Here is a 25,898-nt window from a genome sequence, read left to right as displayed (position 1 = left end):
GATCATGCGGGTGTTCGCCGGTCTTCACCAGGCACCTGACCCACGCGCAGGTCGGTCCGGCCGTCGGCGAGCACGGCCATCTCGCGGGCGTCGGGCAGCCCGAGCCAGCCGACGAAGAACCCGATCACGGCCAGTCCGATGACGTAGAACGCCGGCGCGGTGGGGGAGAACTCCGCGGCCAGCCAGGTGGACACGAACGGCGCGGTGCCGCCGAACGCGGCGAACCCGAGCGCGTAGGGCAGCGCGGCCGCGGTCGCCCGGACGTCCACCGGGAACAACTCCACGACAGCCAGTCCCGAGCTGATCATCGTGCCGAACTGGAGGATGGCGAAGACCGCCAGCCCGGCGACCGCCACCACGGCGCCCTTGCCCAGCAGCACGAACGCCGGATAGCTGAAGACGACGAGTCCGGCGCACATCGCCATCGCGAACGTCTTGCGGCTCATCCGCCTGGTGAGCCTGCCCAGTACCGGCATCGCGACCGTGGCGATACCCAGCGCGACGACGATGATCCCGTACGTGCTCACCATGCTGTGCCCGTCGAAGTGCATCAGATGGGTCGCCATGTAGCTGACGGTGATGTACCCCGCGGTCGCCTGCAGCGCGACCCACAGGAACAGGATCACCATCGACTTTTTGGCCGTGCGGAAGGCCTGCACGAGGGGCGCCCGCCGCTCGCTGTCCTGCTTGCCGATCACGGCCGAGACCTCGGCGGCGGACTTGTAGACCTCGGCGTCGTCGACCCGCAGCCGGAGCACGAGACCGACGATGCCCAGCGGGACGGCGAGCAGGAACGGCACCCGCCAGAATCCGCCGCTGAGCGCGCTCGCGGGGATCGCGAGGCTCACGATCATGGCGGTCAGCGAGGCGATCACGCTCGCCAGGATCGTGGCCGAGATGAGCGGTGCGACGTTGCGGCCGCGGTCGGGGACCGGTGAATGCTCGGCGACGAGCACGAGCGCCGTGGTCGACTCGCCGCCGGTGGAGAAACCCTGGCAGAGCCGGCACACCAACAGCAGGACCGGCGCCAGTACGCCGACGGTGGAGTATGTCGGCAGCAGGCCGACGAGCGTGGTGGCGATGCTCATCAGCAGGATCGAGCTGATCAGCACCGTTTTGCGGCCCCAGCGGTCGCCGATGTGGCCGAACACGATCGCGCCGACCGGCCGGACCACGAACGAGACGCCGAACAGGGCGAAGGTGGACAGCAGTGCCACCACCGGGTCGAAGCTGGGGAAGAACAGCTTCGCGATCGTGACCGCGAAGATGCCGTAGAGGGCGTTGTCGAAGTACTCGATGAAGTTCCCGATCGCGCCCGCCCGGCGGACCCTGCTGATGTCCACCGGGTTCGGGCGTGCGGATCCGGCCGTGCTTTCCATGTGCGACACCTCGTTGTGCACTCAATGGTCAGGAATGAACGCTGCCGATCAACGGATCCGCGCGCCGGATAGATCCACAGTGGACACCGGGGAGACGGATTCGGCGAGTATTCCGGGAGCCCGGAATGGTTGTCCATTGTGCCTCCCGCTTCGCGCCTGTCAAGCGCCGATCGGGGTTTGCCTTCCGGTGCTTGACCTCGTCCGGGGCCGAGTCTAGCCTATTGGTCAAACCATTAGGTTCCCATCGGCGGGAAGGACGGATCGGGCGTGGCATCGGTATTCGGCGAGGAGCGCGACGAGCTGCGCCGGGTCCTCCGGCGGTTCTTCACGGACAGGTCGGACGAGGCCCAGGTGCGGCGGCTGGCGGAAACCGAGGATGGCTACGACAAGGCCGTCTGGGAGCAGCTGACGGGCCAGCTGGGGCTGGCCGGGCTGGCGGTCCCCGAAGAATACGGCGGATCCGGGTTTTCGCAGGTCGAGATGGCGATCGTGGCCGAGGAAGCAGGGCGCGCGCTGCTCGGCGGCCCGTGGCTGTCGAGCGCGGTACTGGCGGCGAACCTGCTGCTGGAATGCGGTGGTGACACCGCTCGCGAGCTACTTCCCGAGGTGTGTGCCGGCGGGGTGCTCGCCACGGCCGCGTTCGCGGAGACTTCGCGGGGCTGGGACCCGGGCACGGTCCGGCTGGCGGCCGAACGCCGGGACGGCGGGTGGCGGCTGTCCGGCGAGAAGTTCTACGTGCTCGACGGCGGTATCGCCGATGTCCTGCTCGTCACCGCGGCCACTCCGGCGGGCGTGAGCGTGTTCGCGGTCCGCAAGGGGGCGGCGGGGCTGGCCGTGTCGCCGATGCGGACGATGGATCACACGCGACGACTGTCCGGAATCGTGCTCGCGGACACGCCCGCCGAGCTTCTCGGCGAAGAGGGGGCGGCCTTGCCTGCCCTGGAGCGCACGCTCGACCTGGTGTCGCTCGCACTGGCAGCGGAGGACGTCGGCGGCGCGTTGCGGTTGGTGGAAATGTCCGCCGAGTACGCGCGTACCCGCGAGCAGTTCGGCAAACCGATCGGCGGTTTCCAGGCGATCAAACAGAAACTCGCCGACATGCTGATGTCGGCCGAACTGGCGAAGGCCGCCGTGTACCGGGTGGCCGAGCTCGCCGGCACCGATCCGGCGGCGGCCGCGGCCGAAGCGAGCATGGCCAAAGCCCTGTGTTCGGACACGTTCGTGCGGATCGCCTATGACACCATCCAGGTGCACGGCGGAATCGGCTTCACCTGGGAACACCCGGCGCACCTGTACTTCCGCCGGGCCAAGAGCAATGCCGCGCTGTTCGGCACCCCGGACGAGCACCGGGAACTCGTCGCGCGGCGGATGGGGATCTGAGAATGAGCGACACGCGCAAGACATTGCGTGCCCGCGTGACCGATGGCCCGCTGCTGGTGGTTCCAGGGGCCGCGAACGCGTTGACCGCACGGCTGATCGCCGAAGTGGGCTTCGAGGCGGTGTATGTGACCGGAGCCGGCATCGCGAACACCTTCCTCGGTACGCCCGACATCGGGCTGGTCACGCTGAGCGAACTGACCGCGCACGTCGCGGCGATCCGCGAAGCGGTGTCGTTGCCGCTGATCGTGGACGGTGACACCGGTTTCGGCAACGCCATCGGTGTCCGGCGCGCCATCCGGGAGCTGGAACGGGCCGGTGCCGACGCGGTCCAGCTGGAGGATCAGCGTTTTCCCAAGCGCTGCGGGCATTTCGGTGGCAAGGAGCTGATCGGTTCCGCGGAAATGGTGCAGAAGGTGCGGTCGGCGGTCGAGGCCCGCACCGACGACGACCTGCTGATCATCGCGCGCACCGACGCCAGGGCAGGCGAAGGCTTCGAAGGGGCGCTGGAGCGCGCCGCGGCCTACCAGGAGGCGGGCGCGGACGTGATCTTCCTGGAGGCACCGCAGACCGTCGAAGAGATCCACGAGATCCCGCGGAAGCTGGGCGGTCCGCAGGTCATCAACTTCGTCGAAGGCGGGCGTACGCCGATGGTCCCGCTCGATCAGCTCGACGGCTTCGCCATCGCCCTGTTCGCCAACGCGCCGCTGCAGGGCGCGGTCAAGGGCACTTTGCGAGTCCTCGAAGGGTTGCGAGACACCGGTTCGCTCGCGTCGGTGGCCGGTGACCTGACCGGCTGGCAGGAGCGGCAGCGCCTGGTCGGCAAGCCTTTCTACGACGACCTGGAGAAGCGTTACTCGGTGGAGTAGTCCCGGTGTCCTGCGCGGGGAAGCGGCGGCCATCAGGTCGCCGCTTCCTTGTTTTCACCAGGCAGGGGCCAATTCTTTTACTCATCGAAATTCGGCTATGTGCCTGCGGTCACGCGTTGCCACAGTGGACTTCAGCCGCAAGGAAGCGGTGATACCGGCTGAAAGGACGGACGATGTCGACGACGACGCCGACGGCCGCGCAGTTGCCGCCGTACTCCCACGAGCTCGACTGGCCCGAAGGCCTCGAGCCGTACCGCATCATCGATCACACGGGCACGCAGGGTGAGCCTTATGCGCATTACGCGTGGATGCGGAAGAACGCGCCGGTGCTGCGGGTCCAGCACACCGATGGCGACGTCTGGATGGTGGCGAGGCACGAGGACGTGCGCTGGGCGCTGCGGAAGCCCAAGATCTTCCGGTCCCAGATCAACGACCCGCAGGAGCTGGCGTTCCTGACTCTGATGGACGCCCCGGACCACACGCGCCTGCGCAAGGTGGTCGCCGCCGCGTTCACGCCGAAGACGATCGGCCTCGTCGAGCAGCGCGTGCGGGAGGTCGCGAGCGCCAAGCTGGACGCGATGATCGCCGCCGGGGGCGGTGAGGTGCTCGAGGGCTATGCCCGGCCGCTGACCATGGCGACCATCAGCAGCATCCTCGACGTCCCGATCGACGACCTGGAGCATGTGTCGTTCCTGTCGGAGAAAATGTTCGTCTTCTTCGCGCGGCTGGCGCGCAGCGCCCCCGGCACGCCGGACGACGAACGCTATACGCGTGAGTTCTTCGCATACCTGCACCAGAACCTGCTTCGGCTGTACGAGGCGAAGAGCGAATCCGTCGGTGGCAGCATCGCCCGCTCCTGGCTGGACGACGGGCTGATCTCCGAAAAGGAAGCCATCGAACTGTGCGGTTTCGTGTTCGTCTCGGGCTTCGAGACCACGATGCGCCTGATGGGCGGTGGTTTCCGCGAACTCACCTACAACCCGTCGCTGCTGGGCAGGCTGCGGGACAACCCGGCGGACGCCGAGCGGTTCGTCGAGGAGCTGGTGCGCATGCGCGGGCCGGTGCACCGCGCGGTCCGGCGCACTGCCGAGGACGTGGGGATCCGGGGCGTGACGATTCCCGCGGGTTCGATCGTGCGACTGCTGATCGCCTCGGCCAACCGCGACGAGAACGTGTGGCCGCGTGCCGACGAGTTCGACATCGACCGCGAAGCCGACGGGCATTTCGGTTTCGGGCACGGTATCCACAGCTGCCTCGGCGCCCCGCTCGCGCGGCTGGAGACCCGCGTGACGGCGGAGTTGCTCGGGGAGAAGGTCGCGTCGGTGTCGTTCGACCACGACCGGGATCTCGTGTTCCTCAAGGGCAACAGCATGACCACCGGTCCCGAGTCGTTGCGGGTGGACCTCGTGCCCGTGAGCGGGAAGTGACCGAAGTGGACGGATGGCCGGTCGTCATCGTGGGTGCCGGGCACGCGGGCGTCCAGGCCGCCGCGAGGCTCGCCGAGCTGGGCCGGGAGGTCGTGCTGGTCGACCAGGACGACGTCGTGCCCTACGAGCGGCCGCCGCTGTCGAAGGACGTGCTCAAGGGTGGCGCCACCGCGCCGCCCCCGCTGCGGAAGGAGGATTTCTACGCCGCGCGCGGGATCCACCGGATCGCCGGGAAGCGGGTCGTGCGGATCGCGCGCGCCGAGCGGGAAATCGAGTTCGGGACCGGGGAACGGCTGGGCTACGCGACTTTGGTCCTGGCGACCGGCTCGACGGCGCGAACGCTTCCGGTGCCAGGCGGTGACCTGCGTGGCGTCCGGACGCTGAAGACGTGGGCGGACGCCAGTGCGTTGCGGCGGGAGCTGATGCCCGGGCGCCGGGTCGTGCTCGTCGGTGCCGGGTACGTCGGACTGGAGGTGGCGGCCGCGGCGGGCGAACTCGGCTGTGCCGTCACGGTGATCGAGGCGCAGGACCGGGTGATGAGCCGGGTGACCTCGGAAGTGGTGTCCCGGTTCTACGAGGATCTCCACCGTGGCAAGGGAACCAGGTTCGTCTTCGGTGAGGGCGTCGCCGCGTTCGAGGGTGACGGTGCCGTCGAACGTGTCGTGACGTCGAGCGGGTCGGTGCACGACGCGGATCTCGTCGTGGCCGGCGTCGGGGTCGTGCCGAACCAGTCGCTCGCCGAGGAGGCAGGGCTCGCGTGCGCCGACGGCGTACTCGTGGACCGGCATTGCCGCACGTCCGATCCCGGCATCCACGCCGTGGGCGACGTGGTGCGGCAGGTGTGCCCGGAAGAGGGGATCGACCGGCGGCTGGAGAGTGTGCAGAACGCCGTGGCGCAAGGGATCACCGCGGCGGAGGCCATCGCCGGCGCCGGTCAGGTCAGGTGCGAGGTGCCGTGGTTCTGGACCGTCCAGCACGGCGTCCGGCTGCAGACCGCCGGCCTGCGGGAACCCGGCGACGAGATCGTGCTCCGGGGAAGCGTGGCCGAGGGCCGGTTCGCCGTGCTGTACCTGCGCGACGGGCGGCTGGCCGCGATCGACACCGTCGGCTCGGCGCGAGATTTCGCACCGGCGAAGAAACTCATCGCGTCCGGTGCCCGCATCGACCGCGCACTGGCCGCCGACCCGGCCGTGAAACTGTCCCAGGCCCAGTACCTGGCGACTGTGTGAGGAGGAGAGCCATGACCGACACCACGACCGCCACCATCGGACTGACCGCGCTCGACCGCGACGGCGCAGCCAGCGAGCTGGCATGGGAGCCGGGCCAGTCGCTGATGGAAGCATTGCGGGACAACGGGCTTCCGGTCCTCGCGTCTTGCGGTGGCACCGCCTCGTGCGCGACCTGTCACGTCTTCCTCGACCCCGCGGTCGTCACGAGGCTGGGGGAGCGCGGCGAGGACGAGATGGAACTGCTCGAGGAGACCGAGCATTTCGACGAGGCCACGTCCCGGCTGTCGTGCCAGGTCGCGCACGACGCCGCCCTTGACGGCATCACCGTGCGGCTGGCACCGGAAGAGGAGTAGCCGGAAAGCCTTGTGGGCCACCATTCTTGTCGATGGTGGCCCGCAAAGCCGTTCCTGCGCTCAGCGTGCGACGAGGCCGCCGTCCACCGGGAGCGCGACGCCGGTGACGAACGAGGCGTCGTCGGAGGCCAGCCACAATGCGGCGTGCGCGATCTCTTCGGGCTGGCCCGGCCTGCCCATCGGGATGGCGGAGAGGAACCGCTTCTCGGTCTCCTCCCGGCTGAACGGGGAGTCGGCCATGAAGTCGTTGTAGAGCATCGGGGTGGCGACCATGCCGGGGCAGATCGCGTTGACCCGGATGCCCTCGGTCGCGTACCGCACGGCGAGGCCCTTGGTCAACCCGATCAGGCCGGCCTTGAGCGAGGAGTACAGCGGGCTCGACGCCGAGCCCACCAGCCCGGACGAGGACGAGGTGAAGACGATGGATCCCTTGTTCTGCTTGTGCATCTCCGTCACGGCGAGGCTCGCCAGCAGAGTCGCCTGGGTGACGTTGAGCTGGGCCGCGCGCTGGTACCGGTCGAGGTCGAGGCCTTCGAACTCCGACGGTGCCGGCATCCCGGCGTGGCTCCACAGCACGTCGACCCCGCCCAGCCAGGCGGTCGCCTCGGCGAAACAGCGGGCCACCGCGTCGTTGTCGGACAGGTCGGCGACGAACCCTTCGGCTTTGCCACCCTGGTCGTTGATCCCGTCCACAACGGACTTCAGCGCGCCGGCGTCACGGTCGATCGCGGCTACCTTGGCACCCTCGCGGGCGAACAGTTCCGCGCCGGCGCGGCCCATGCCGGACGCCGCGGCGGTGATGACCGCTCGTTTGTTCGCCAATCGCATGTCGATCCTCCTGTTCGGGCCGCATGGCCGCATGATTCCTTGTGTACCAAAGGTTTTCGCCCCGGCATCGTTCTCCGTCATGGTACGCTTATGGTCAAACCATTTGAAACCCTCGAGGGAAGTTTTCGCGGTGAGGAGTCAAGGGTGACCATCACGATCGAGCAGGAACGGGCCGCGATCGCGGCCGCGCCGAAGCAGATGCTGATCGGCGGGAAATGGTGCGCGGCGTCCGGCGGCGGCACGTTCGACGTCTACGACCCGTCCACCGGGGAGGTGCTCTGCCAGGTCGCGGACGGTACCCCGGAAGACGGTATGCGCGCGCTCGACGTCGCGGTCGGGACCCAGGAATCCTGGGGGCGAGTCCCGGCCCGGCAGCGTTCGGAGATGCTCCGCCGTGCGTTCGAGCTGATGCACGAGCGGGCGGACGAGCTGGCGCTGGTGATGACGCTGGAAGCGGGCAAACCGGTCGACGAGGCCAAGGCCGAGATCGCGCTCGCGGCCGATTTCGTCCGGCACTTCGCCGAGGAGGCGGTGCGGATCCGGGGCAACTACCAGGAAAGCCCGGCCGGTGGCGGCCGGATCATCGTCACCCGCCAGCCGGTCGGGCCCGCGATCCTGATCGCGCCGTGGAACTTCCCGTTGTCGATGGGCGCGCGCAAGATCGCCCCGGCCATCGCGGCCGGCTGCACCTGCGTGGTCAAACCGGCGCCGGAGACCCCGCTGACGATGCTGATGCTCGCGGACATCTTCGCCGAGGCCGGTGTCCCCGACGGCGTGGTGAACGTGGTGACCACGAACTCGCCCGCCGAGGTCGTCGAACCGCTGATCACGTCCGGCAAGGCGCGCAAGCTCTCCTTCACCGGCTCGACCGCGGTCGGGGTGCACCTGCTGGAGCAGGCCGCGAAGCGGGTGCTGAAGGTGTCGATGGAGCTGGGCGGCAACGCGCCGTTCATCGTGTTCGACGACGCGGACATCGAGAACGCGCTCGACGGCTTGATGATGACCAAGATGCGCAACGGCGGGGAGACGTGCACCGCGGCCAACCGGGTCTACGTGCAACGGTCCATTATGGACACCTTCGCCGGGAAACTCGCGGACCGCATGTCGGGATTCGTGCAGGGACGCGGCGTGGCGGAAGGCGTCACACTGGGGCCGCTGATCACCGAGAAGCAGCGCGGGACCGTGGAGGCCCTGGTCGCCGACGCGCTGGAATCGGGAGCCGAACTCGTCATGGGCGGTGCGCGGCCGGACCTGCCCGGGTACTTCTACCAGCCGACAGTGCTCAAGGACGTACCGAAAACCGCGCGGGTGACCCGGGAGGAGATCTTCGGCCCGGTCGCCCCGCTCATTCCGTTCGACACCGAGGAAGAGGTCATCGCGGCCGCGAACAGTACCGATTACGGCCTGGTGGCCTACATCTTCACGGAGAACTACCGGCGGGCCCTGCGCGTGGCCGAGGCGATGGAGACCGGGATGGTCGGGCTGAACCAGGGTTCGGTGTCCAACGTGGCGGCGCCGTTCGGTGGGGCGAAGATGTCCGGGCTGGGCCGCGAGGGCGGCTCGGAGGGAATCGACGAGTTCCTGGAGACGAAGTTCGTCGCCGTGCAACTCTGAGCGAAAAGTGCCCTGGCCCCCGGAGGGGAGCCAGGGCACTTTCCTGTGTTCTCAGCGTGAGCCGTTGGCCGCCGCGTGTTCGTTCTCGGCCGCGACCAGCACCTTCTCCAGCCGGCGCAGGTGGCGGGTGATCTCCGCGATCGCCTTGTCCGCGTCGCCCTCGCGCAGCCGGTTGAGGATCCGGCGGCGGATCTTGCCGATGTCCTTGTTCGGCGGCGGCCCGACCCGGTTGAGCCGCAGATGCACGATCTGGGCCAGCGAGTCCGTGAGGACCACCAGGACCTGGTTGTGCGTGGCCTTGGCCAGGATCCGGTAGAACTCGGTGATCTGTGCGGTCCGTTCGAATCCCACTTCGGCGTTCTTCGCCTGTCGCTCGGTGGCGACCACATCCTCTTCCAGCAGCTGGAAGTCCTCCTCGGTGGCGCGCTCGACGACGAGGCGGACCACGGTGGACGTGAGCAGGATCCGTGCTTCGAGCAGGTCTTCCGACGAGAGCGCGCCGAGCGACGCCAGGTCTCCCAGCGCCCGGGACACCACCTGTGGATCGCCCTCGCGGATGTACGCACCCCCGGTGACCCCGGGACGGGACTCGACGAGCCCGGTCGTCTCCAGGCCGCGGATGGCTTCCCGGACGCCCTGCCTGCTGACCCCGAAGATCTCGGCCATCTCGCGTTCGGCGGGGAGCCGGTCGCCGGGGCGCAGCCGCCCGTCGGCCACCGCGTTCCTGATCTGGTCGTAGATGTATTCGAAGCCACGGCGGGTGCGCACCTTGGTGAACAGCGCGGAACCGTCGCCACCTGCGTGCTCCGACCACGGATTGACGGCCGTGATCGCGCGTGACGAGCCGGACTCGGTCATCTGCCGGCCTCCCCGGTTGCTAATGATTTGACCATTGGACCCGGCCAGTGTAGCGACCGCGGTCCGCGGGCGGCCAGGAAGCGCGCCGAGCCGCTCATCGTGGCGAAACCCAGAGGCCTTCGGCGCGGGCACAAACGGTGTCGCCGCAACGCAACTCGCCTTCGGCGAAGGTCTTGCGCCCGTCGACCGAGGTGACGCGGCCTTCGATGGTGAGCTCCTCGCCGAGCGGGACCGGGCTTTCGTAGGTGATGTTCAGGGTGCGGGTGAAACTGGCGGCTCCGAGCCGGTGGAACACCGCGTCCCACAGCACCTGGTCCAGCAGCACGCCAACGTAGCCGCCGTGCAACTTCCCGCGCGGCCCCTGGAACTGGCGGGACAGCGGGCCGACGGTGGCGATGGCCCAGTCGCCGTCGAACTTCTCGGTGAGCAGCGGGGCGAGGACGTTGCGGTGGCTGGTCACCGGATTCGTGTTGATCACGACGTGGCCCTTGCGGCTGAACCTCGGTGGGTCGTGGGGCGCCTCGGCGGGTTCCAGGGTGGCCGGATCGTCCAGCGCGGCGCGCAGCCGCGCCGTTTCCGCGCCGAGGAAGGATCGCAGCTCGGAGCCGGTGTGTTCGAGCAGGCCGGCGGCCATCCGGCGGCAGGCCTCCGCCGCGTATTCCGCCAGGACGCTGTCCGCCTCGGTTTCGGGCTCGGCGTCCATGTCAGGCCCCCACCTTGGCGGCCGCGGGCTGTCCGGTGACCCGTCGCAGAACGGCGGCGGGGTCGGCGGGCACCTCGTCCGCGCGCCAGCAGACCTGCCCGTCGGGGCGCACCAGCACCAGTTTGCGCTCGTACAACTCGGCGGCCTCGACGGAGTCGATGTCGGCGACCCGGGCGGGCACACCGGATTCCCCGGCCGCCGCCAGCAGCGCTGCGGCATCCACCGAAGAGTCGAAGCGCAGCAGGACGAATCCGGGGCCGAACTCGTCGAGCAGCGAACGCTCGCCGTCCAGCCAGACATGGGGCGCCCGCGATCCCGGCCGGGCCGACGGGGTGTAGCTGGACACGGCCATGGACGGGATCGGAGTTCCGTCGGGCACGATCACCGGCGATCCCTCGTAGACGTATCCGAGGTGGATGCCGATGCTGTGCCATTCGCGCTTCATCATCGCGGTGTAGTCGTCGCCGAACCGTTTCCGCGCCTCTTGCGTGGCGGGGCTGTCGTCGTCGGCGAACAGCGCCGGGTCGGGGCGGGCGATCCGCGGCGCGAGCATGCGCTTGAGGTTGTCCCCGGCCTCGGTGACATTGCGGACGGCCACCGGCCGTTGCTCGAAGTCGTAGCTGTCCAGCAGTGCCTCACCGCCCCAGCCGTGCAGCCGGGCGGCCAGCTTCCAGGACAGGTTCACCGCGTCGAGGATGCCGGTGTTCATCCCGAACCCGCCGGTCGGCGAGGTGAGGTGCGCGGCGTCCCCGGCCAGGAAAACCCGGCCCTTCCGGTAGCTGTCGGCGACCAGTTGCCGCCGAACCCACGGCAGCACGGACAGGATCTCGAAATCGAACTCACGGCCGACGGCGCGCACGATGGCCGCGCGCATCTCCTCGGCCGTCGGCTCCTGCTGGGTGTCGTCGCCGATGAGCGAGAAACGCCACTGATCACGGCCGTTGATGGCCACCAGGGTGGCCCAGGTGCCCTCGGGGCCGATGAAGATATACCGGTAGCCCGGTGTCGTGGTGTGCAGCTTTTCCAAGCCGTCGCAACGGAAGATCGCGTTCGCGGTGTAGGTGAGCGCGCCGTCCCCGCTCATCTCGATGCCCAGCCCGGTGCGCACGGTGCTCGTGCCGCCGTCCGCGCCGACCAGGTAGTCGGCATCGAGCTCGTATGTCTCGCCCGTCTCGGCGGAGCGGAGCACGGCCCGTACGTGATCACCGTGGTCGGTGAAGGAGACGAGCTCCGTGCGATACCGGATGTCGGCCTGCCCGGTGGATCCGGCGAACCGGGTCAGCACCGGGTCGAAGAAGTTCTGCGGGCACCGCTCGCGGTGCTGCGGGCTCTGTGGCGGCGGCTTCTCGCGCTCCGGCGGGGGGAAGGCTTCGCGGCCGAACTCGTAGCCGTTGAGGTTGGTCACCCATGCGCAGTCCTGGACGTAGGAACGGTTGTAACCGGCCGATTCCACGTCGCCGACGATTCCCCAGCGGCGGCAGAACTCCATGGTGCGGATGCCCACCATGTCCATTTTGGGCTGGAACACCGAACCGTCGCGGACCTCGGCGACGACGGAACGCACCCCGCGCCAGCCGAGATCACCCGCCAGTGCCAGGCCGACGGGACCGCCGCCGGCGATCAACACGGGTACTCGTTGGACCATGCGCTCGTGCCTTTCCGTGAGTGGAACCGGATGAACGCAGTATGGTCAAACCATTTGATTCCGTCAATGTTGACGGGGTCCGGAACGGCGCACCATACTGAAATGGTCAAACCAATGGATCCGGGAGGAAGCGATGACCGACACCGCGGCACGAGCCGTCGACGACACGGCCGCCCGCCTGCGGCTGCGGGACAAGCTCGCGCGGTCGGGGCTGAAGATCGCGCAGCCCGACGATCCGCCGTTGTTCACGCGGGTGCCCCAGTCGCCGATGCGCCCGATGCACTGGCGGTGGGCGGAACTCGAAGCGTTCCTGCACGAACTCGGCGAGGTGCTGGACCTGCGCCCCGGCGGCGACCGGCGCACGCTGCGCCTGGCCAACCCCGGCCTGGAATACGGGACCACGCCGACGTTCTGGGCTTCGATCCAGTACATCAACCCCGGCGAGGTCGCCACCGCGCACCGGCACAGCCCGGACGCCTTCCGGTTCGTGATGTACGGCAGCGGCTGCCGCACGACCGTCGACGGCGAGAACTACCCGATGCACGAGGGCGATCTGGTGCTGACCCCGAACTGGGCCTGGCACGACCACGTGCACCACGGCGACGAGCCGATGATCTGGCTCGACGTGCTCGACGTCTCGCTGATGCGCAAGCTGGAGAACATCTTCTTCGACCCGTACCCCGAGGACGTGCAGCCTGTCGGGGAGCAGCCGGAGAAGTCCTGGCGCGAGTTCGGTTCCGGGCTGCTGCGCCCGGTCGGCGCCGCGCCCGCGCCGCGGCGCAACCCGCTGCTGGTCTACTCGCGCGAGCAGGCCGAGGCGGCGCTGGAGCTGGCCAAGGGCCTGGAACCGGACCCGTGTGACGACGTGATCCTGGAGTATCAGAACCCGGCGGGCGGCGGTCCCGCGCTGCCCTCGATGTCGATGAAGACCCAGACCCTGCGACCGGGGTTCCAGGGTGTCACGCACCGGCACAGCGGCAGCAAGGTGTACTGGGTGATCGACGGCGCGGGCACGTCCTTCGTGGGCGACGAGCGCTTCGACTGGGGCAAGGGCGATTTCCTCGCGGTCCCGCCGTGGGCGCCGGTGCGGCACGTGAACGAACACGACGCCGAGGCGAGGCTGTTCCGGATCGACGACAGTCCCGTGTACCGGACGCTGAACGTCTACCACGAGGAAATCGTCCGATGAGGCTGGCCGTTTTCGACGACTACCGGGTCGGCGTCGTGCAGGGCGAAGATATCCGTGACATCACCGCGATCGTGCCCGCCGAGTTCGAGTCCTGGCCGGCGCAGCGCGTCAACTGGCTGATCCGGAACTGGCCGCGGGTCAGCGGCAGGCTCGCGGATCTGGCGGAATTCCCCGTGGTACCGGCATCTTCGGTGGTGCTGCGGGCCGCGAACCCGGCGCCGCCACAGCTGTTCGCGATCCCGGCGAACTACCACGCGCACATCGGGGAGATCGGCTCGCGGGCGATCACGAAACGCGGCAGGACGGCGCGGGAGAACGGGTTCTTCCTCAAGGCCGCCGGTTCGGTCAGCGGTGCGGGGGAGCCGGTTCCGTTGCCCGCCGGATCGTCGCGCCGGTTCGACCACGAGTGCGAGCTCGGCGTGATCATCGGCTCCCACGGCCGGAACGTGCCGCGGGAACGGGCCGTGGAACACGTCTTCGGTTACGCGTGCCTGATCGACCTGACGATGCGGATCGAGCCGGGGGAGTTCGAGGAAGAGCGGTCGCTGCGGAAGTCGTTCCGCGGCTTCACTCCGCTGGGCCCGCATCTCGTGACGGCCGACGAAGTCGGGGACCTCACGGTGCTCTCGTCGCGGCTGTCGGTGAACGGCGAGCAGCGGCAGGGTGCCGCGCTCAAGGACATGATCGTCGACGTCGCGGAGGCGATCGAGCTCATCTCGTCGGTCGTGGACCTGCAGCCCGGCGACGTGATCGCGAGCGGCACGCCGAAGGGGGTCGGGCCGGTGGTTCCCGGCGACGAGGTGACCATCGAGATCGACACGATCGGCGCGATGTCGCTTACCGTGATCGAGGCCGCGCCCGCGCCGCGGCCGTTCTGAAAGGAGGCCGGACCCGTGCCCGCTGACTACCGGGCCGCGTTCATCCGCGGCGGCACGAGCAAAGCGCTGGTGTTCCACGAGCGGGATCTCCCCGAGGCCCGGGAAGAGCGCGACGCGATCTTCCTGCGGGCGATGGGCAGCCCGGATCCCTACGGCAGGCAGCTCGACGGCATGGGCGGCGGCCTGTCGTCGCTTTCGAAGGTCTGCGTCGTCGGGCCGCCGTCACGTCCCGACGCGGATGTGGACTACCTGTTCGCACAGGTGCAGGTGGACACACCGGCCGTGGACTACACGGGTAACTGCGGCAACATGTCCTCGGCCATCGGGCCGTTCGCCGTCGACGAAGGGCTCGTACCGGCGGTCGCGGGGGAAGCCTCGGTGCGGGTCCACAACGTCAACACCGGCAAGATCATCCGTGCGGCGTTCGAGGTGCGCGACGGCCGCAGTGTCACCGAGGGCGACTACCGGTTGCAGGGAGTCGCCGGCACCGGAGCGCCGGTCCGGCTGGATTTCCTGGAGCCAGGCGGTGCGGCCACCGGAGCGCTCCTCCCCGCGGGCCAGGTGACCACGCGGCTGACCGTCGCGGCGAGTCTCGTGGACGCGAGCAACCCCGTGGTGTTCCTCGACGCCGCGGACCTGGGCCTGACCGCCACCGAGCTGCCCGAAGCGCTCGACGGGGACGCGGAGACGGCCGAGCGCGTCGAGTCGCTGCGCCGGGAGGGTTCGGTCCGGATGGGACTGGCGGGGGACGAGCGGGCCGCCGGCGAGCGGCGGATGACCCCGTTCGTGGCCGTGGTCGCGCCGCCCGCGGCCTATCGCACCCTCTCCGGGGAAGAAGTACCGGAGAACGAGATCGACCTGCTGGTGCGGTTCTGGTCCAACGGGAAGGCCCATCGCGCGCTGCCGCTCACGGGTGCCCTGTGCACGGCCATCGCCGCGCGGCTGCCGGGTTCCGTGGTGCACCGGCAGGTGCGTGACCACCGGGCAGGCGGCTCGCTGCGGCTGGGTTCGCCGTCAGGGCCGCTGGAGGTGGACGCCTCGGTGGTGGCGGATTCCTCGGCGCCGGAAGGGTTCCGTGCGCAGTACGCGACGGCGTATCGCACGACGAGACGGCTGTTCACCGGATTCGTGCACGTCTGACGTGGCCGAGCCCCCGGCTTGCGGGCCGGGGGCTCGAGCATGTCACGTGCCGGGCGTGACAGCGGGGGCGAAGCGCGGGCGGCGTTTCTCCGCGTAAGCCGCCACGCCCTCCTTGAAGTCCGGCTGCCGCATCATCACGCCGATGAGTTCCTTGGAGTGTTCGATCGCGCCACCGACGCTGTGGTGCAGCAGATCCGCGTACAGCTGCCGCTTCGCGGACGTGATCGCCGCCGGCGACACCTGGTCGGCGATCATCCGCGCGGTGCGGTACACCTCGTCGAGAAACCCTTCCCGCGGATAGACCCCGTTGAGGAACCCCATCCGCATCAGCTCCTCCGAGCGCACCACCCGGCCGGTGAACAGGATGTCGGCGGCGTTCGTGGTGCCCACGATCCGCGGCAGCACCCAGGACAGGCCGTATTCCGACGGCAGCCCGAGCCGCGGGGTGGACGTGGTGAACTTGATGCCCTCGGCCGCGAAGCGCAGGTCGCAGAAGCTCGCGATCGCCGCGGCGATCCCGGCGCAGGCGCCGTTGATCGCCGCGATGACCGGCACCCGCAGGCCCCAGTGCCACACCAGGTCGTGTTCGAACTCCTGGTGCACGCCCGTGCCGGGTTGCGCGAGCGCGGCCGGGTCGACGGTCTCGGTGTAGTCCTTGTCGGTCTCGGTGTAGAAGTCCAGCGCCTTGCTGTCGGCGCCGACGCAGAACTGGTCGCCGGAACCGGTCAGCACCACCACCCGGACCCCAGGGTCGCGGTCGAGCGTGTCCATCACCCACCGGTACTCGGCGTTCATGCGGCTGGTCCACGAGTTGCCACGGCCGGGCCGGTGGAACCACACCGTCGCCACGCCGTCGTCGATCTCGTACTTGGTGACTTTCAGCTCCATCAGGCGTCCTTGCCCTTCCTGTTCGCGGTGGATTTGAGGAATTCCAGTGTCTGCGGCCACGAGACGGCCCACGCGTCCGCGTTGACCTGCTCGCCGTGCCGCCGGTCGTCGCTGAACCCGTGTTTGGCACGCGGGTAGAGGTGGACGATGGTGGCCGACTCGGTGTCGCGGCCCTGCAGCGCAGTCTGCAGCCGGGTGAAGTTCTCCCACGGCACCAGGGAGTCTTTGCCCGGGTAGTGCACCATCACCGGCGCCGCGATCGCGCCGGCCGCGTCGATGGCGTCGATGCTGTGGCCTGGCTCCGGTTCGAGGGGCAGTGTCGGATGGAAAGCGACCACCGCGGACAACTCCGGCGTCCTCGCGCCGAGGATGAGGGCGAGCCGCCCGCCAAGGCACCAGCCGGCCACCGACGGTGCGGGCGTGCCGAATTCCCGGCGCAGGTGGTCCAGCAGCCGTCGCTGCTCGTGCAACGCCGTCTCGTCGTCCAGCGCGGCGTGCAGCCTCTGCAGTTCGGCGAACTCCGTATCGTCGGAGCACTTGCCGTGCCAGGGATCCCAGGCCAGGGTGAGCGCTCCGGTGCGGGCGGTGACCGACTCACCGAACTCCCGCACTCGCTTGCCGATCCCGGTGATCATGGGCAGCAACAGGGTCGCGGCGCGCGGTGGCGTGCCGGCGGCGGGCAGCGTCAGGTGCGCGCGGAGTCCGTCGACCTCGATGAATCTGCTTTCGACCTGATCCGTCACAGGCGGTGTCCTTTGGTCAAACCATTAGTTTTCAGGTGACCGTAACACGAAGCGAGGGTTCATCAGAAGCTGTTGACATCGTGCTACGGCTGGATTCTAATGGTTTGACCAATAGCGTGAACCTGCGTCGCGGCCACGCCCGACAACAAGGGGTAGGAGATGAGCAGTCCGTTGCACACCGACCTGTCCGCCGAGGACGCACTGCCACTGGCCGGAGTCCGCGTCGTCGACCTCTCGCAGATCGGCGCCGGGCCCTACGGGACCTCGATGCTCGGCGACCTCGGTGCCGACGTGGTCAAGGTCGAACCGCTCGCCGGGGACAGCTTCCGTTACGTCGACAGCGCGTTCGACCCCGGTGAGAGCGCCTACTTCTTCGGTGTCAACCGCAGCAAGCGATCGATCTCGCTGGACCTGAAGAGTGCCGGCGGACAGCAGGTGCTGCGGCGGCTGATCGCCGAGGCCGACGTCTTCGTCGTCGCGTTCCGGCCGGACGCGGTGCGGCGCATGGGTATCGACTACGACACGTTGCGTGAGCTCAATCCTCGCCTCATCTACGCCTCGATCACCGCGTTCGGCGAGACCGGCCCGCGCGCCCACCAGCCGGGCATGGACATCCTCGCCCAGTCGATGAGCGGGATGATGGGCGTGACCGGTGAGGTCGGTGGTGGCCCCGTCAAGGTGGGCGTCCCGATCGCGGACTTCGTCGGTTCCTACTTCCTCGGTTTCGGTGTCTGCGCCGCGCTGCGGCTGCGGGACCGGACCGGCCGCGGCGACAAGATCAGCATCAACCTGCTGGACGGGCAGGTCGCCTCGTTCGCCAACTACATCACGGCGTGGGACAAGACCCGCGTGCCGTTCCGCCCGCAGGGCGGCGGGCATCCGCAGCTCGTGCCGTATCAGCCCTTCACCGGCTCCGACGGCAAGTACTTCATCCTCGCCGTGCTCAACGACAAGTTCTGGCGCAAGCTGCTGCCGATGCTCGAAGAGTTCGGTGACTTCGACGAGGAGCGCTACAGCACGAACTCCGGCCGCATCGAGCACCGCGACGAGCTGTGCGCCCGCCTGCAGACCGTGTTCGACAAGCGGCCCGCGCACGTGTGGCTGGAGCAGCTGGAAGCCGAAGGCGTGCCGTGCGGGCCGATCCACCGGCTCGAAGACGCACTCGAAGACCCCCAGGTGGTCGCCAACCAGGCGGTCACCGAGCTGACCCACCCGAAGTACGGCAAGTACCTGGTTCCCAACAACCCGATCCGGTTCGAACACGCGCCGACCGGCCCGCGGGGCTATGCCCCGGGGCTCGGCGAGCACACCGACGAGATCCTGCGCGAAGCCGGGTACGGCGACGCGGAGATCCGCGCCCTGCACTCCGCGGGCGCGGTGAAGTCCGAGAAGGACAGTTGAGCATCCCCCGTTTACCCGACGTCGTGTAACAGCCCGGAGGATCACCATGACCAGTCCCGCCTCCGCGGAGGCCAGGAGCAGACGCGCACGCGCCACGCGGGCGGGCGCGATCGGGAACTTCATCGAGTTCTACGACTTCACGCTCTACGGGTTCTTCGCCATCACCATCTCGCAGCAGTTCTTCCCGGCCTTCAGCAGTCAGGCGGCGTTGCTGGCCACCTTTGCCGTGTACGGCGGTTCGTTCGTGATGCGCCCGGTCGGTGCGATCGTGTTCGGGCACGTCGCCGACCGCTGGGGCCGCAAACGAGCGCTGCTGATCGCGGTCGTGCTGATGAGCGTCTCCACCGCGGCCATCGGTGTGCTGCCGGGCTACGCGGCGATCGGGGTCGCTGCGCCGTTGCTCCTGCTGCTCTGCCGGCTGGCACAGGCGTTCTCCGCTGGTGGCGAGCAAAGCGGCTCGTACGTGCTTGTGATCGAGCACTCGCCGGTGGACCGGCGCGGGCGCAACGGTTCCTGGCTCGTGCTGTCGGTGATGGCCGGGGTCATGGGTGGTGCGCTGCTGTCGTTGCTGATGAGCGCGGTGACGACCAAGGGGCAGATGGACTCCTGGGGCTGGCGTGTCCCGTTCCTCATCGGCATCCCGCTGGGGCTGCTGGGTTTGTACCTGCGGATGAAACTGCGGGAGTCGGCGACGTTCCAGGCGGCGGCGGTCGAGGTCGCGCGGACCGGGCGCCGGCACATCCCGCTCGTGCAGGCGTTCCGCACGGTGCGTCGCGAGATGCTCACGCTGTTCGCGTGGATCGGCATCGTGTCGCTGGCCGGATACCTGCTGATCGGGTTCATGGTCACCCTCATGGTGAAGTTCGAGGGCTACACCATGTCGGCCGCGCTGCTGGTGATCGCGCTGGCGTTCCTGATCGCGATGCCGGTGGTGCACTACCTGTGCCGGCTCTCGGATCGGTTGTCCCGCAAGATGTTCGCCGGTGGCCTGACGCTGGGCCTCGCCGTCTGGACGGTCCCCGCGTTCCTGCTGATCGGGCAGGGGCCGGTGGCGGCGACGATCGCGATCGCCGTCTACATCGTGTTCGTGTACCCGATGAACCTGGCGGCCGGGTTCGCGGTCGTGGAGCTGTTCCCGGTCGACGTCCGCGCGTCGGCGAGTGCTTTGCCCTACCAGCTGGGTTTCGCGTTGTTCGGCGGCACCGCTTCGCTGGTGGCCACGTGGCTGGTGTCCACGTTCAACAGCGTCGCTCCCGCCTACTACGTCGCGGTCGTCGCGCTGTGCGAGGTTTTCGTGGCCTGGAAGCTGCTGCCCAACGCGCGGGAAATGGCCGTCGTGACCGGGGCCGGCGACGAGATCAAGGAACTTCCCGGACACGGGAGTCCACAATGGAAAGTCGAATCGAGTGCGCAGGTGCGAGAGGATTCCTGAATGCAGGCGCTAACGCAGTCCACACCGGAGATCAAGTGGGGTCGCGAGGTGGTGCGCGGAACCGTGCACGGCCGCCCGTCGCTGATGTACAAGGACCGGCCGCACCGGGTGCGCGACCTGCTCATCGGCGCACGGCGGTGGACCGGGCGGGAGATGCTGGTGCAGGGCGACCGGCGGCTGACCTTCGAGCAGCATGAACAGGCTGTCGCCGCGGTGGCGAACCGGCTGGCGGCCTATGGCGTCACCAAGGGCGACCGGGTGCTGCTGCTCGGGTTCAACAGCATCGAATGGGTCGTGGCGTTCTGGGCGGTGCAGAGCCTCGGCGCGGTGACCGCGCTGGGCAACTCGTGGTGGAGCGACCGCGAGGTGGACGCGCTGGTCCGCAAGAGCGAGTCGAAGCTGATGATCTCCGACCGCGATCTGCACTCCGTGCCCAGGGTCTCCTTCGCCGAGTTGCGCTCCATTGTGGACGCGGGAGATCCGGCGGTGCTTCCCGGGGCGGAAGTGTCCGAAGAGGACCCCGCGGTCATCATGTTCAGTTCGGGCACGACAGGGACGCCGAAAGGCATCCTGATGTCCCAGCGGTCGATCATCGGGAACCTGCACAACCTGCTGGCGATGACCCGGCGCCTGCCCGACGAGCTGCCCGAGGACTACGTCGGCACCACGAGCCTGCAGACGGTCCCGCTGTTCCACCTCGCCGGTGTCCAGGTCAGTTGCGCGACCCTGCTGCAGGGCGGGAAGATCGTGATGCTGAACGGGAAGTTCGATCCGGTGGAAGTGCTGCGGCTGATCCAGGAGGAGAAGGTCAGGTCCTGGGGCAGCATCCCGACCATGGTCACCCGTGTGCTCGACCATCCCGATCTCTCCAAATGGGACACTTCGACGCTGAAGTCCGTGCCGCTCGGTGGTTCCGCGGTGCCTGCCAACCTGCGCGAGCGGATCAGGGAAGCCTTCCCCGGGGTCAAGGAACGGGTCGGCAGCCTCTACGGGCTCACCGAGTCCGGCGGGCTGCTGGCGGCCGGAGCCGGGTCGGAGATCGGCGACCATCCCGGCCGGGTCGGCAAACCGCTGGCCGTCGTGGAGGTGCGGATCGCGAACCCGGACTCCGACGGCGTCGGCGAGATCATGGGCCGCACGCCGAACGTGCCCGAGGGCTACCTCGGCGAGGGCCCCATCGAGGACGAGGACGGCTGGATCGCGACCGGCGACCTCGGCCGGATCGACGACGAGGGGTACCTCTACGTCACCGGCCGGGTCAAGGAGGTCATCATCCGGGGCGGGGAGAACATCGCGTCGGCGAACGTGGAGAACACGCTGCTGTCGCACCCGGCTGTCGCGGACGTGGGCGTGCTCGGTGTGCCGGACAAGGATCTCGGCGAGATCGTCGGCGCGGTCGTCGTGCCGCCGGTCGATGCCGGCCTGCCTGCCATCGAGGACCTCACGCAGCTGTGCAAGGAACGTCTCGCGCGGTTCGAGGTGCCGGAGCGGTGGTGGATCCGGCGCGAGCAGCTGCCGATGTCCGGCGTCGGCAAGATCGCCAAACGCGAACTGCTCCAGCAGTGGACCGAACGCGGCCTGGAGGACATCGTCGACGAGAACCGGCCATGACCGGCGCCCTGCACGGCATCCGGGTCGTCGAGATGGGCGGCCAGGGCCCGGCGCCGTTCTGCGCCATGATGCTGGCCGATCTCGGCGCCGACGTCGTCCGCGTGGAGCGGCCGGCGCGGGATCCGGAGCGGGCCCGCAAGCTGGACTCGTTCGGCCGCGGGCGGCGTTCCGTCGTGATCGACGTGAAGCGGCCCGCGGGCCGGGATCTGGTGGCGGATCTGGTGTCGGGGGCGGATGTTTTCCTGGAGGGCAACCGGCCCGGCGTGCTCGAACGCCTCGGGCTCGGCCCGGATGAGTGCCTGGCGGCCAACCCACGGCTGGTGTACGGCCGGATGACCGGGTGGGGTCAGCAGGGCCCGCTCTCCGGCGTCGCCGGGCACGACATCAACTACATCGCGATGGCCGGTGCGCTGGAGCCGATCGGGCGGGCGGGGGAGGATCCCGTCCCGCCGCTGTCGCTCGTCGGCGATTTCGGCGGCGGGGGAATGCTGCTCGCGCTCGGGGTCTGCGCCGCGCTCGTGGAGCGGGCGGCGTCCGGGCGCGGGCAGGTCGTCGATGCGTCCTGTGTGGACGGTGCGTCGCTGCTGATGACCGTCGTGCACCACCTGCGCTCGGTGGGCCGTTGGTCCGATGAGCGTGGCACCAACCTGTTCGACAGCGGGGCCCCGTTCTACGAGGTCTATCGCACCCGCGATGCCCGTCACGTATCGGTGGGCGCGATCGAGCCGAAGTTCTACGAGCAGCTCGTCGCCACGCTGGGGATCCCTGCCGAGGACGCCTTCCCGCAGTACGACCGCGAGCTGTGGGCCAGGCGCAAGAAGGTTTTCGCGGAGGCCTTCGCCGAGCGGACCCGGGACGAATGGTGCGCGGCCTTCGACGGTCTGGAGGCATGCTTCGCGCCTGTGCTCACACCGGCCGAGGCGGTCGCGCACCCCGCGCACCGGGCGCGGGACGCGTTCGTGGACGTCGACGGGTTCGCCGAACCCGCCCCGGCGCCCCGGTTCGGCCGCACGCCACCGGCCGCACGCCGGCGTCCTCTTCCCGGTGAGCACACGGATTCCGTGCTGGCCACCATCGGCCGGACGCCGGAAGAGATCGAAACCCTCCGTACCTCGGGAGTGATCGCATGACCAGCCAGACCGTCGAGGAGTTCGAACGCGACGCGCGCGCCTTCCTCGCCGAGCACCTTCCGCCGCGCCCGCCCACCCGCCGCAAGCTCGAATGGGGCGCCGGGGAGGACACCGGCGTCGACCTGTGGGAGGAGCCCGATTCCGAGGAGGAACGGGAACGACTCGCCGAGGCGCGCGAGTGGCGGCGCAAGCGGTTCGACGCCGGGTACGGCTGGCTGTCCGGGCCGCCGGAGCTCGGCGGCCGCGGTCTGCCGGGCGAGTACGCGCGGGCCTACCGGCGCCTGGAGCGCGAGTTCGACGTGCCCAACGACAGCTATTTCAAGCTGGACCACGTCATCGGGCCGGTGCTGCTGAAATACGCCACCGAGGAAATCCGGCGCACCGTTCCCCGTGCCCTGCAGCGTGACCTGGTCGCGTGCGAACTCTTCAGCGAACCCGAGGCGGGGTCCGACCTGTTCTCGGCCCGCACGCGCGCGGTTCGTGACGGCGGGAGCTGGCGCATCACCGGGCAGAAGGTGTGGACGTCCGACGCGCACCTGGCCGACATCGGCATCGTGTTCTGCCGCAGCGGCAATGAGCGGGGCAAGGGCGCGTTCTCCACGTTCGTGCTCGACATGCATCAGCCCGGCGTGCGCGTGGTACCGCTGACCCAGATGACCGGTGGCGCGGCGTTCAACGAGGTGTACCTGGACGACGCGGTGGTCGAGGATGCCGCCTTGCTCGGCGAGGTCGGCCAGGGCTGGGACGTGGTGCGCGAGATCCTGGCCAGGGAACGGGCCGGTATCGGCGGCGGGATGGGCAAGTCCGGTTCCGGTATCGCCAACGGCACCCGGTTCGTGGAACTGGTGCGGGCCATGGGAGTCGCCGATGATCCCCTCGTCCGGCAGGAACTGGTGAAGGTGCTGACCGGCTTCTGGGCGGCCCGCCAGCTCGGCGTGCAAGGCTCGGACAAGGCCGCCACGCCGTTCCTGCGCACCGACCCGGTACCGCTGGTGTCGAAGCTCGCGCTGAGCGCGAACCTGCGTGCCGGGGCGGACTTCGTGAGCCGGGTGCTGGGCCCGAGCCTGGTCGCCGACACCGGCGAATGGGGCACGTTCTCGTGGAACTCGTTCCTGCTGGGCGAACCCGGGGTGCACATCTTCGCCGGGACCGACGAGATCGTGCGCAACTCGATCGCCGAGAAATGCCTGGGGATGCCGCGTGACTGACCGTTCGGCCGCGCGGCTGGTGTTCGTGCACGGCTCGATGGACTCGTCCGCGAGTTTCCGTGCCACAGCGGCACTTCTGGACGACTGTACGGTGGTCACCTACGACCGGCGCGGGTACGGCTCCGCGCTGGAACTCGGTACGCCGGATCTGCCAGGGCATGTCGACGACCTGCTCAAGGTGCTCGACGGCGCGCCCTCGGTGGTGGTCGGGCACAGCCTGGGCGGCGTCATCGCGCTGTCGGCAGCCATGCGGGAACCGGCGCTCGTGCGCGCGGCGTGTGTGTACGAACCGCCGATGCCCTGGCTGCCGTGGTGGCCCGGCCCGGCACTGCCCGCGCGCCGCGACGCGCCGGTGGCGGAAGCACGGGCGGCGGCCGAGGGCTTTCTGCGCCGGCACATCGGCGAGGCCTGGGACCGGCTTCCTGCGGGCCGTCGTGAGCGATTCCTTCGTTCGGCCCCGGCCTGGGCGGCCGAACTGTGGTCCGCGGCCCACGACTTGCCACCGTTCGAGCCGGAACGGGTGCCGGTTCCGGTCATCGCGGCATACGGGACCGCAACGGACGAAAGGCACGCGCGTGCGGCGAGGCTGCTGGCCGAACGGGTCCCCGACGTCCGGCTGAAGACTGTCGAAGCAGGTGATCACGCCGCACACCGGCGCCGTCCGGAGGAGTTCGCCGGACTGGTGCGCCTGGCGGTGGAAAGGAGCGAACATGGGCGCTGACCGGCGTGCCGAGATCAAAATGACCCTGGACGAACAGCGGGATTTCCTTCGCCCGACGGGAAAGATGGCGCTGTCCACCATCGGTCCCGACGGCTACATTCACACGACCGCGCTGTACTACGCCTTCCTCGGCGACGAGGTCGCGTTCCTCGCGAAACGGAAGTCGCAGAAGGTCGTCAACGTGCGACGCGACCCCAGGGTCACCGTCATGCGTGAAGAGGGCGAGAAGTACTACGACCTGCGCGGCCTCACGCTGATCGGCGACGGCGAGGTGCGTGACGATCACGAGGCACTGTGGACGGTGGGCGAGTACCTGTACCGCACCCGGCACGGCGGCACCGACGACTCCCCGGAGGATGTCGAGCGGATCGTCGAGCGCAGCATCCACAACCGCGCGGTGATCGTGGTGCACCCGAAGCGGATCATCAGCTGGGACCACCGGAAGCTGCGGGCCGCGCAGCCGGCGGGGAAGGCATGACCGGGATGCAGCTCGAAGGCAAACGGATCATCGTCACCGGTGGTGCACAGGGCATGGGCGAATCCACCGTGCGTGCGTTCGCCCGCGAAGGCGCGCAGGTGGTTTCCTTTGACATCAAGGAAAGCGCGGGCCGGTCGGTGGCAACGGAGGCCACCCGCACCGGGCCGGGCTCGGTCCGGTTCTCCTTTGTGGACGTTTCCGACCACACCGAGGTCACCGAAGCCGTGCGGGACGCGGCGGCCACTCTCGGCGGGCTCGACGTCCTGGTCAACATCGCCGGTGTGCAGCGGGCGAAACCCGCGCACGAACTGACCCCTGCCGATCTGGACTTCCTGTTCGGCATCAACCTGCGCGGCACCGTCTACACGAACCAGGCCGCGTTCGCCGTCATGCGCGAGGCCGGCACCGGAGCGATCCTCAACTTCGGCTCGGACGCGGGGCTCAACCCGATCGCCGGCCTGGCCGGTTACTCCGCGACCAAGGGCGCGGTGATGTCGTGGACCCGCACGGTGGCCGACGAGTGGGGCCGCCAGGGCATCCGGGTCAACTCGGTGGTGCCGGCGATCGCGACCCCGATGACGGACGCGGGCACCAAGGACCGCGGTGAGCGGTACGCCAAGGTGCCGCTCGGCGGCTGGCTCGGTGACCCGGACCGCGATTTCGCGCCCGTCATGGTGTTCCTCGCCGGGGACGGGGCGCGGTTCATCAACGGCCAGATCATCGCGGTCAACGGCGGGCTGGGGATGGTGCGGTGACGCAGCTGAACCACCTGGTCTTTCCGGGCCCCGCGCTTCGGA

The 25,898-nt window shown here is 69.1% G+C and carries 24 protein-coding genes; 17 read left to right on the top strand and 7 right to left on the bottom strand.

The window, feature by feature from the left end; translation table 11 throughout:
* Positions 1-2 precede the first annotated feature (2 nt).
* Positions 3-1,379: an MFS transporter gene (locus tag VHD82_RS08580; RefSeq protein ID WP_325699183.1), complete on the bottom strand. Its 1,377-nt coding sequence runs from the start codon at positions 1,377-1,379 to the stop codon at positions 3-5.
* 267 nt (positions 1,380-1,646) lie between these two features.
* Between VHD82_RS08580 and VHD82_RS08575 the strand changes: the two genes are divergently transcribed.
* The 5 genes from VHD82_RS08575 to VHD82_RS08555 all read left to right on the top strand — a co-directional run bounded on the left by VHD82_RS08575 (position 1,647) and on the right by VHD82_RS08555 (position 6,634).
* Positions 1,647-2,759 carry an acyl-CoA dehydrogenase family protein gene (locus VHD82_RS08575; RefSeq protein ID WP_325699180.1) on the top strand — a complete coding sequence of 371 codons (1,113 nt, stop codon included), beginning with the start codon at positions 1,647-1,649 and terminating at the stop codon, positions 2,757-2,759.
* Between the two features lie 2 nt (positions 2,760-2,761).
* Positions 2,762-3,625 carry an isocitrate lyase/PEP mutase family protein gene (locus VHD82_RS08570; RefSeq protein ID WP_325699177.1) on the top strand — a complete coding sequence of 288 codons (864 nt, stop codon included), beginning with the start codon at positions 2,762-2,764 and terminating at the stop codon, positions 3,623-3,625.
* 173 nt (positions 3,626-3,798) lie between these two features.
* Positions 3,799-5,052, top strand: coding sequence for a cytochrome P450 (locus tag VHD82_RS08565; protein WP_325699174.1), 1,254 nt, complete (start codon positions 3,799-3,801; stop codon positions 5,050-5,052).
* Positions 5,049-6,281, top strand: coding sequence for an NAD(P)/FAD-dependent oxidoreductase (locus VHD82_RS08560; RefSeq protein WP_325699171.1), 1,233 nt, complete (start codon positions 5,049-5,051; stop codon positions 6,279-6,281). The genes VHD82_RS08565 and VHD82_RS08560 overlap by 4 nt, the downstream gene beginning before the upstream one ends.
* An 11-nt stretch (positions 6,282-6,292) precedes the next feature.
* A complete protein-coding gene (locus VHD82_RS08555; RefSeq protein WP_325699168.1) occupies positions 6,293-6,634 on the top strand; it encodes a 2Fe-2S iron-sulfur cluster-binding protein in 342 nt (113 codons plus the stop codon).
* A 60-nt stretch (positions 6,635-6,694) separates the two neighbouring features.
* Here VHD82_RS08555 and VHD82_RS08550 read toward each other — a convergent pair whose 3' ends face one another.
* On the bottom strand, positions 6,695-7,462 hold the full coding sequence (locus VHD82_RS08550; RefSeq protein WP_325699165.1) for an SDR family oxidoreductase: 768 nt from the start codon (positions 7,460-7,462) through the stop codon (positions 6,695-6,697).
* A gap of 150 nt (positions 7,463-7,612) precedes the next feature.
* On the opposite strand from VHD82_RS08550, the gene VHD82_RS08545 reads away from it, so the two are divergent.
* Positions 7,613-9,076 (top strand): NAD-dependent succinate-semialdehyde dehydrogenase, encoded by a 1,464-nt coding sequence (locus VHD82_RS08545; RefSeq protein ID WP_414637474.1) that lies wholly within the window; start codon positions 7,613-7,615, stop codon positions 9,074-9,076.
* A gap of 51 nt (positions 9,077-9,127) precedes the next feature.
* On the opposite strand, the gene VHD82_RS08540 is transcribed toward VHD82_RS08545, so the two are convergent.
* The 3 genes from VHD82_RS08540 to VHD82_RS08530 all read right to left on the bottom strand — a co-directional run bounded on the left by VHD82_RS08540 (position 9,128) and on the right by VHD82_RS08530 (position 12,264).
* Complete coding sequence (locus tag VHD82_RS08540) at positions 9,128-9,934, bottom strand: FadR/GntR family transcriptional regulator (protein WP_325699162.1); 807 nt, start codon at positions 9,932-9,934, stop codon at positions 9,128-9,130.
* A gap of 94 nt (positions 9,935-10,028) precedes the next feature.
* The gene (locus VHD82_RS08535) at positions 10,029-10,637 is read right to left on the bottom strand and encodes a PaaI family thioesterase (RefSeq protein WP_325699159.1); all 609 of its coding nucleotides are present in this window, start codon (positions 10,635-10,637) and stop codon (positions 10,029-10,031) included.
* 1 nt (position 10,638) lies between these two features.
* Positions 10,639-12,264 carry an FAD-dependent oxidoreductase gene (locus VHD82_RS08530; RefSeq protein ID WP_414637473.1) on the bottom strand — a complete coding sequence of 542 codons (1,626 nt, stop codon included), beginning with the start codon at positions 12,262-12,264 and terminating at the stop codon, positions 10,639-10,641.
* Positions 12,265-12,415: 151 nt separating this feature from the next.
* Here VHD82_RS08530 and VHD82_RS08525 point away from each other — a divergent pair, with 151 nt between their 5' ends.
* The 3 genes from VHD82_RS08525 to VHD82_RS08515 are packed head-to-tail and all read left to right on the top strand — an operon-like array spanning position 12,416 to position 15,489.
* Positions 12,416-13,471 carry a cupin domain-containing protein gene (locus VHD82_RS08525; protein WP_325699154.1) on the top strand — a complete coding sequence of 352 codons (1,056 nt, stop codon included), beginning with the start codon at positions 12,416-12,418 and terminating at the stop codon, positions 13,469-13,471.
* Positions 13,468-14,349 carry a fumarylacetoacetate hydrolase family protein gene (locus tag VHD82_RS08520; RefSeq protein WP_325699151.1) on the top strand — a complete coding sequence of 294 codons (882 nt, stop codon included), beginning with the start codon at positions 13,468-13,470 and terminating at the stop codon, positions 14,347-14,349. Before VHD82_RS08525 ends, VHD82_RS08520 begins: the two co-directional genes overlap by 4 nt.
* 15 nt (positions 14,350-14,364) lie before the next feature.
* Positions 14,365-15,489 carry a 2-methylaconitate cis-trans isomerase PrpF family protein gene (locus tag VHD82_RS08515; RefSeq protein WP_325699149.1) on the top strand — a complete coding sequence of 375 codons (1,125 nt, stop codon included), beginning with the start codon at positions 14,365-14,367 and terminating at the stop codon, positions 15,487-15,489.
* Positions 15,490-15,531: 42 nt separating this feature from the next.
* On the opposite strand, the gene VHD82_RS08510 is transcribed toward VHD82_RS08515, so the two are convergent.
* Positions 15,532-16,377, bottom strand: coding sequence for an enoyl-CoA hydratase-related protein (locus tag VHD82_RS08510; RefSeq protein ID WP_325699146.1), 846 nt, complete (start codon positions 16,375-16,377; stop codon positions 15,532-15,534).
* The gene (locus tag VHD82_RS08505) at positions 16,377-17,120 is read right to left on the bottom strand and encodes a dienelactone hydrolase family protein (protein ID WP_325699143.1); all 744 of its coding nucleotides are present in this window, start codon (positions 17,118-17,120) and stop codon (positions 16,377-16,379) included. The genes VHD82_RS08510 and VHD82_RS08505 overlap by 1 nt, the downstream gene beginning before the upstream one ends.
* A 159-nt stretch (positions 17,121-17,279) precedes the next feature.
* On the opposite strand from VHD82_RS08505, the gene VHD82_RS08500 reads away from it, so the two are divergent.
* From VHD82_RS08500 to VHD82_RS08465, 8 genes are read left to right on the top strand one after another with little or no spacing between them, the layout of a single operon-like run.
* Positions 17,280-18,521 (top strand): CoA transferase, encoded by a 1,242-nt coding sequence (locus tag VHD82_RS08500; RefSeq protein ID WP_325699139.1) that lies wholly within the window; start codon positions 17,280-17,282, stop codon positions 18,519-18,521.
* A 46-nt stretch (positions 18,522-18,567) separates the two neighbouring features.
* Positions 18,568-19,953, top strand: coding sequence for an MFS transporter (locus tag VHD82_RS08495; RefSeq protein ID WP_325699136.1), 1,386 nt, complete (start codon positions 18,568-18,570; stop codon positions 19,951-19,953).
* The gene (locus VHD82_RS08490; RefSeq protein WP_325699133.1) at positions 19,954-21,564 is read left to right on the top strand and encodes a class I adenylate-forming enzyme family protein; all 1,611 of its coding nucleotides are present in this window, start codon (positions 19,954-19,956) and stop codon (positions 21,562-21,564) included.
* Positions 21,561-22,694: a CaiB/BaiF CoA-transferase family protein gene (locus VHD82_RS08485; RefSeq protein ID WP_325699130.1), complete on the top strand. Its 1,134-nt coding sequence runs from the start codon at positions 21,561-21,563 to the stop codon at positions 22,692-22,694. The genes VHD82_RS08490 and VHD82_RS08485 overlap by 4 nt, the downstream gene beginning before the upstream one ends.
* Entirely contained in the window at positions 22,691-23,902 is a 1,212-nt protein-coding gene (locus VHD82_RS08480) for an acyl-CoA dehydrogenase family protein (protein WP_325699127.1), read from the top strand. Before VHD82_RS08485 ends, VHD82_RS08480 begins: the two co-directional genes overlap by 4 nt.
* Complete coding sequence (locus VHD82_RS08475) at positions 23,895-24,623, top strand: alpha/beta hydrolase (protein ID WP_325699124.1); 729 nt, start codon at positions 23,895-23,897, stop codon at positions 24,621-24,623. Before VHD82_RS08480 ends, VHD82_RS08475 begins: the two co-directional genes overlap by 8 nt.
* Positions 24,613-25,101 carry a pyridoxamine 5'-phosphate oxidase family protein gene (locus VHD82_RS08470; RefSeq protein ID WP_325699121.1) on the top strand — a complete coding sequence of 163 codons (489 nt, stop codon included), beginning with the start codon at positions 24,613-24,615 and terminating at the stop codon, positions 25,099-25,101. Before VHD82_RS08475 ends, VHD82_RS08470 begins: the two co-directional genes overlap by 11 nt.
* On the top strand, positions 25,098-25,856 hold the full coding sequence (locus VHD82_RS08465; RefSeq protein WP_325699118.1) for an SDR family NAD(P)-dependent oxidoreductase: 759 nt from the start codon (positions 25,098-25,100) through the stop codon (positions 25,854-25,856). Before VHD82_RS08470 ends, VHD82_RS08465 begins: the two co-directional genes overlap by 4 nt.
* Positions 25,857-25,898 lie beyond the last annotated feature (42 nt).

This window comes from Amycolatopsis sp. (assembly GCF_035546795.1).
In the GTDB taxonomy this organism is placed as follows: Bacteria; Actinomycetota; Actinomycetes; order Mycobacteriales; family Pseudonocardiaceae; genus Amycolatopsis_E.
This window is presented reverse-complemented; position numbering and strand designations above follow the sequence as displayed.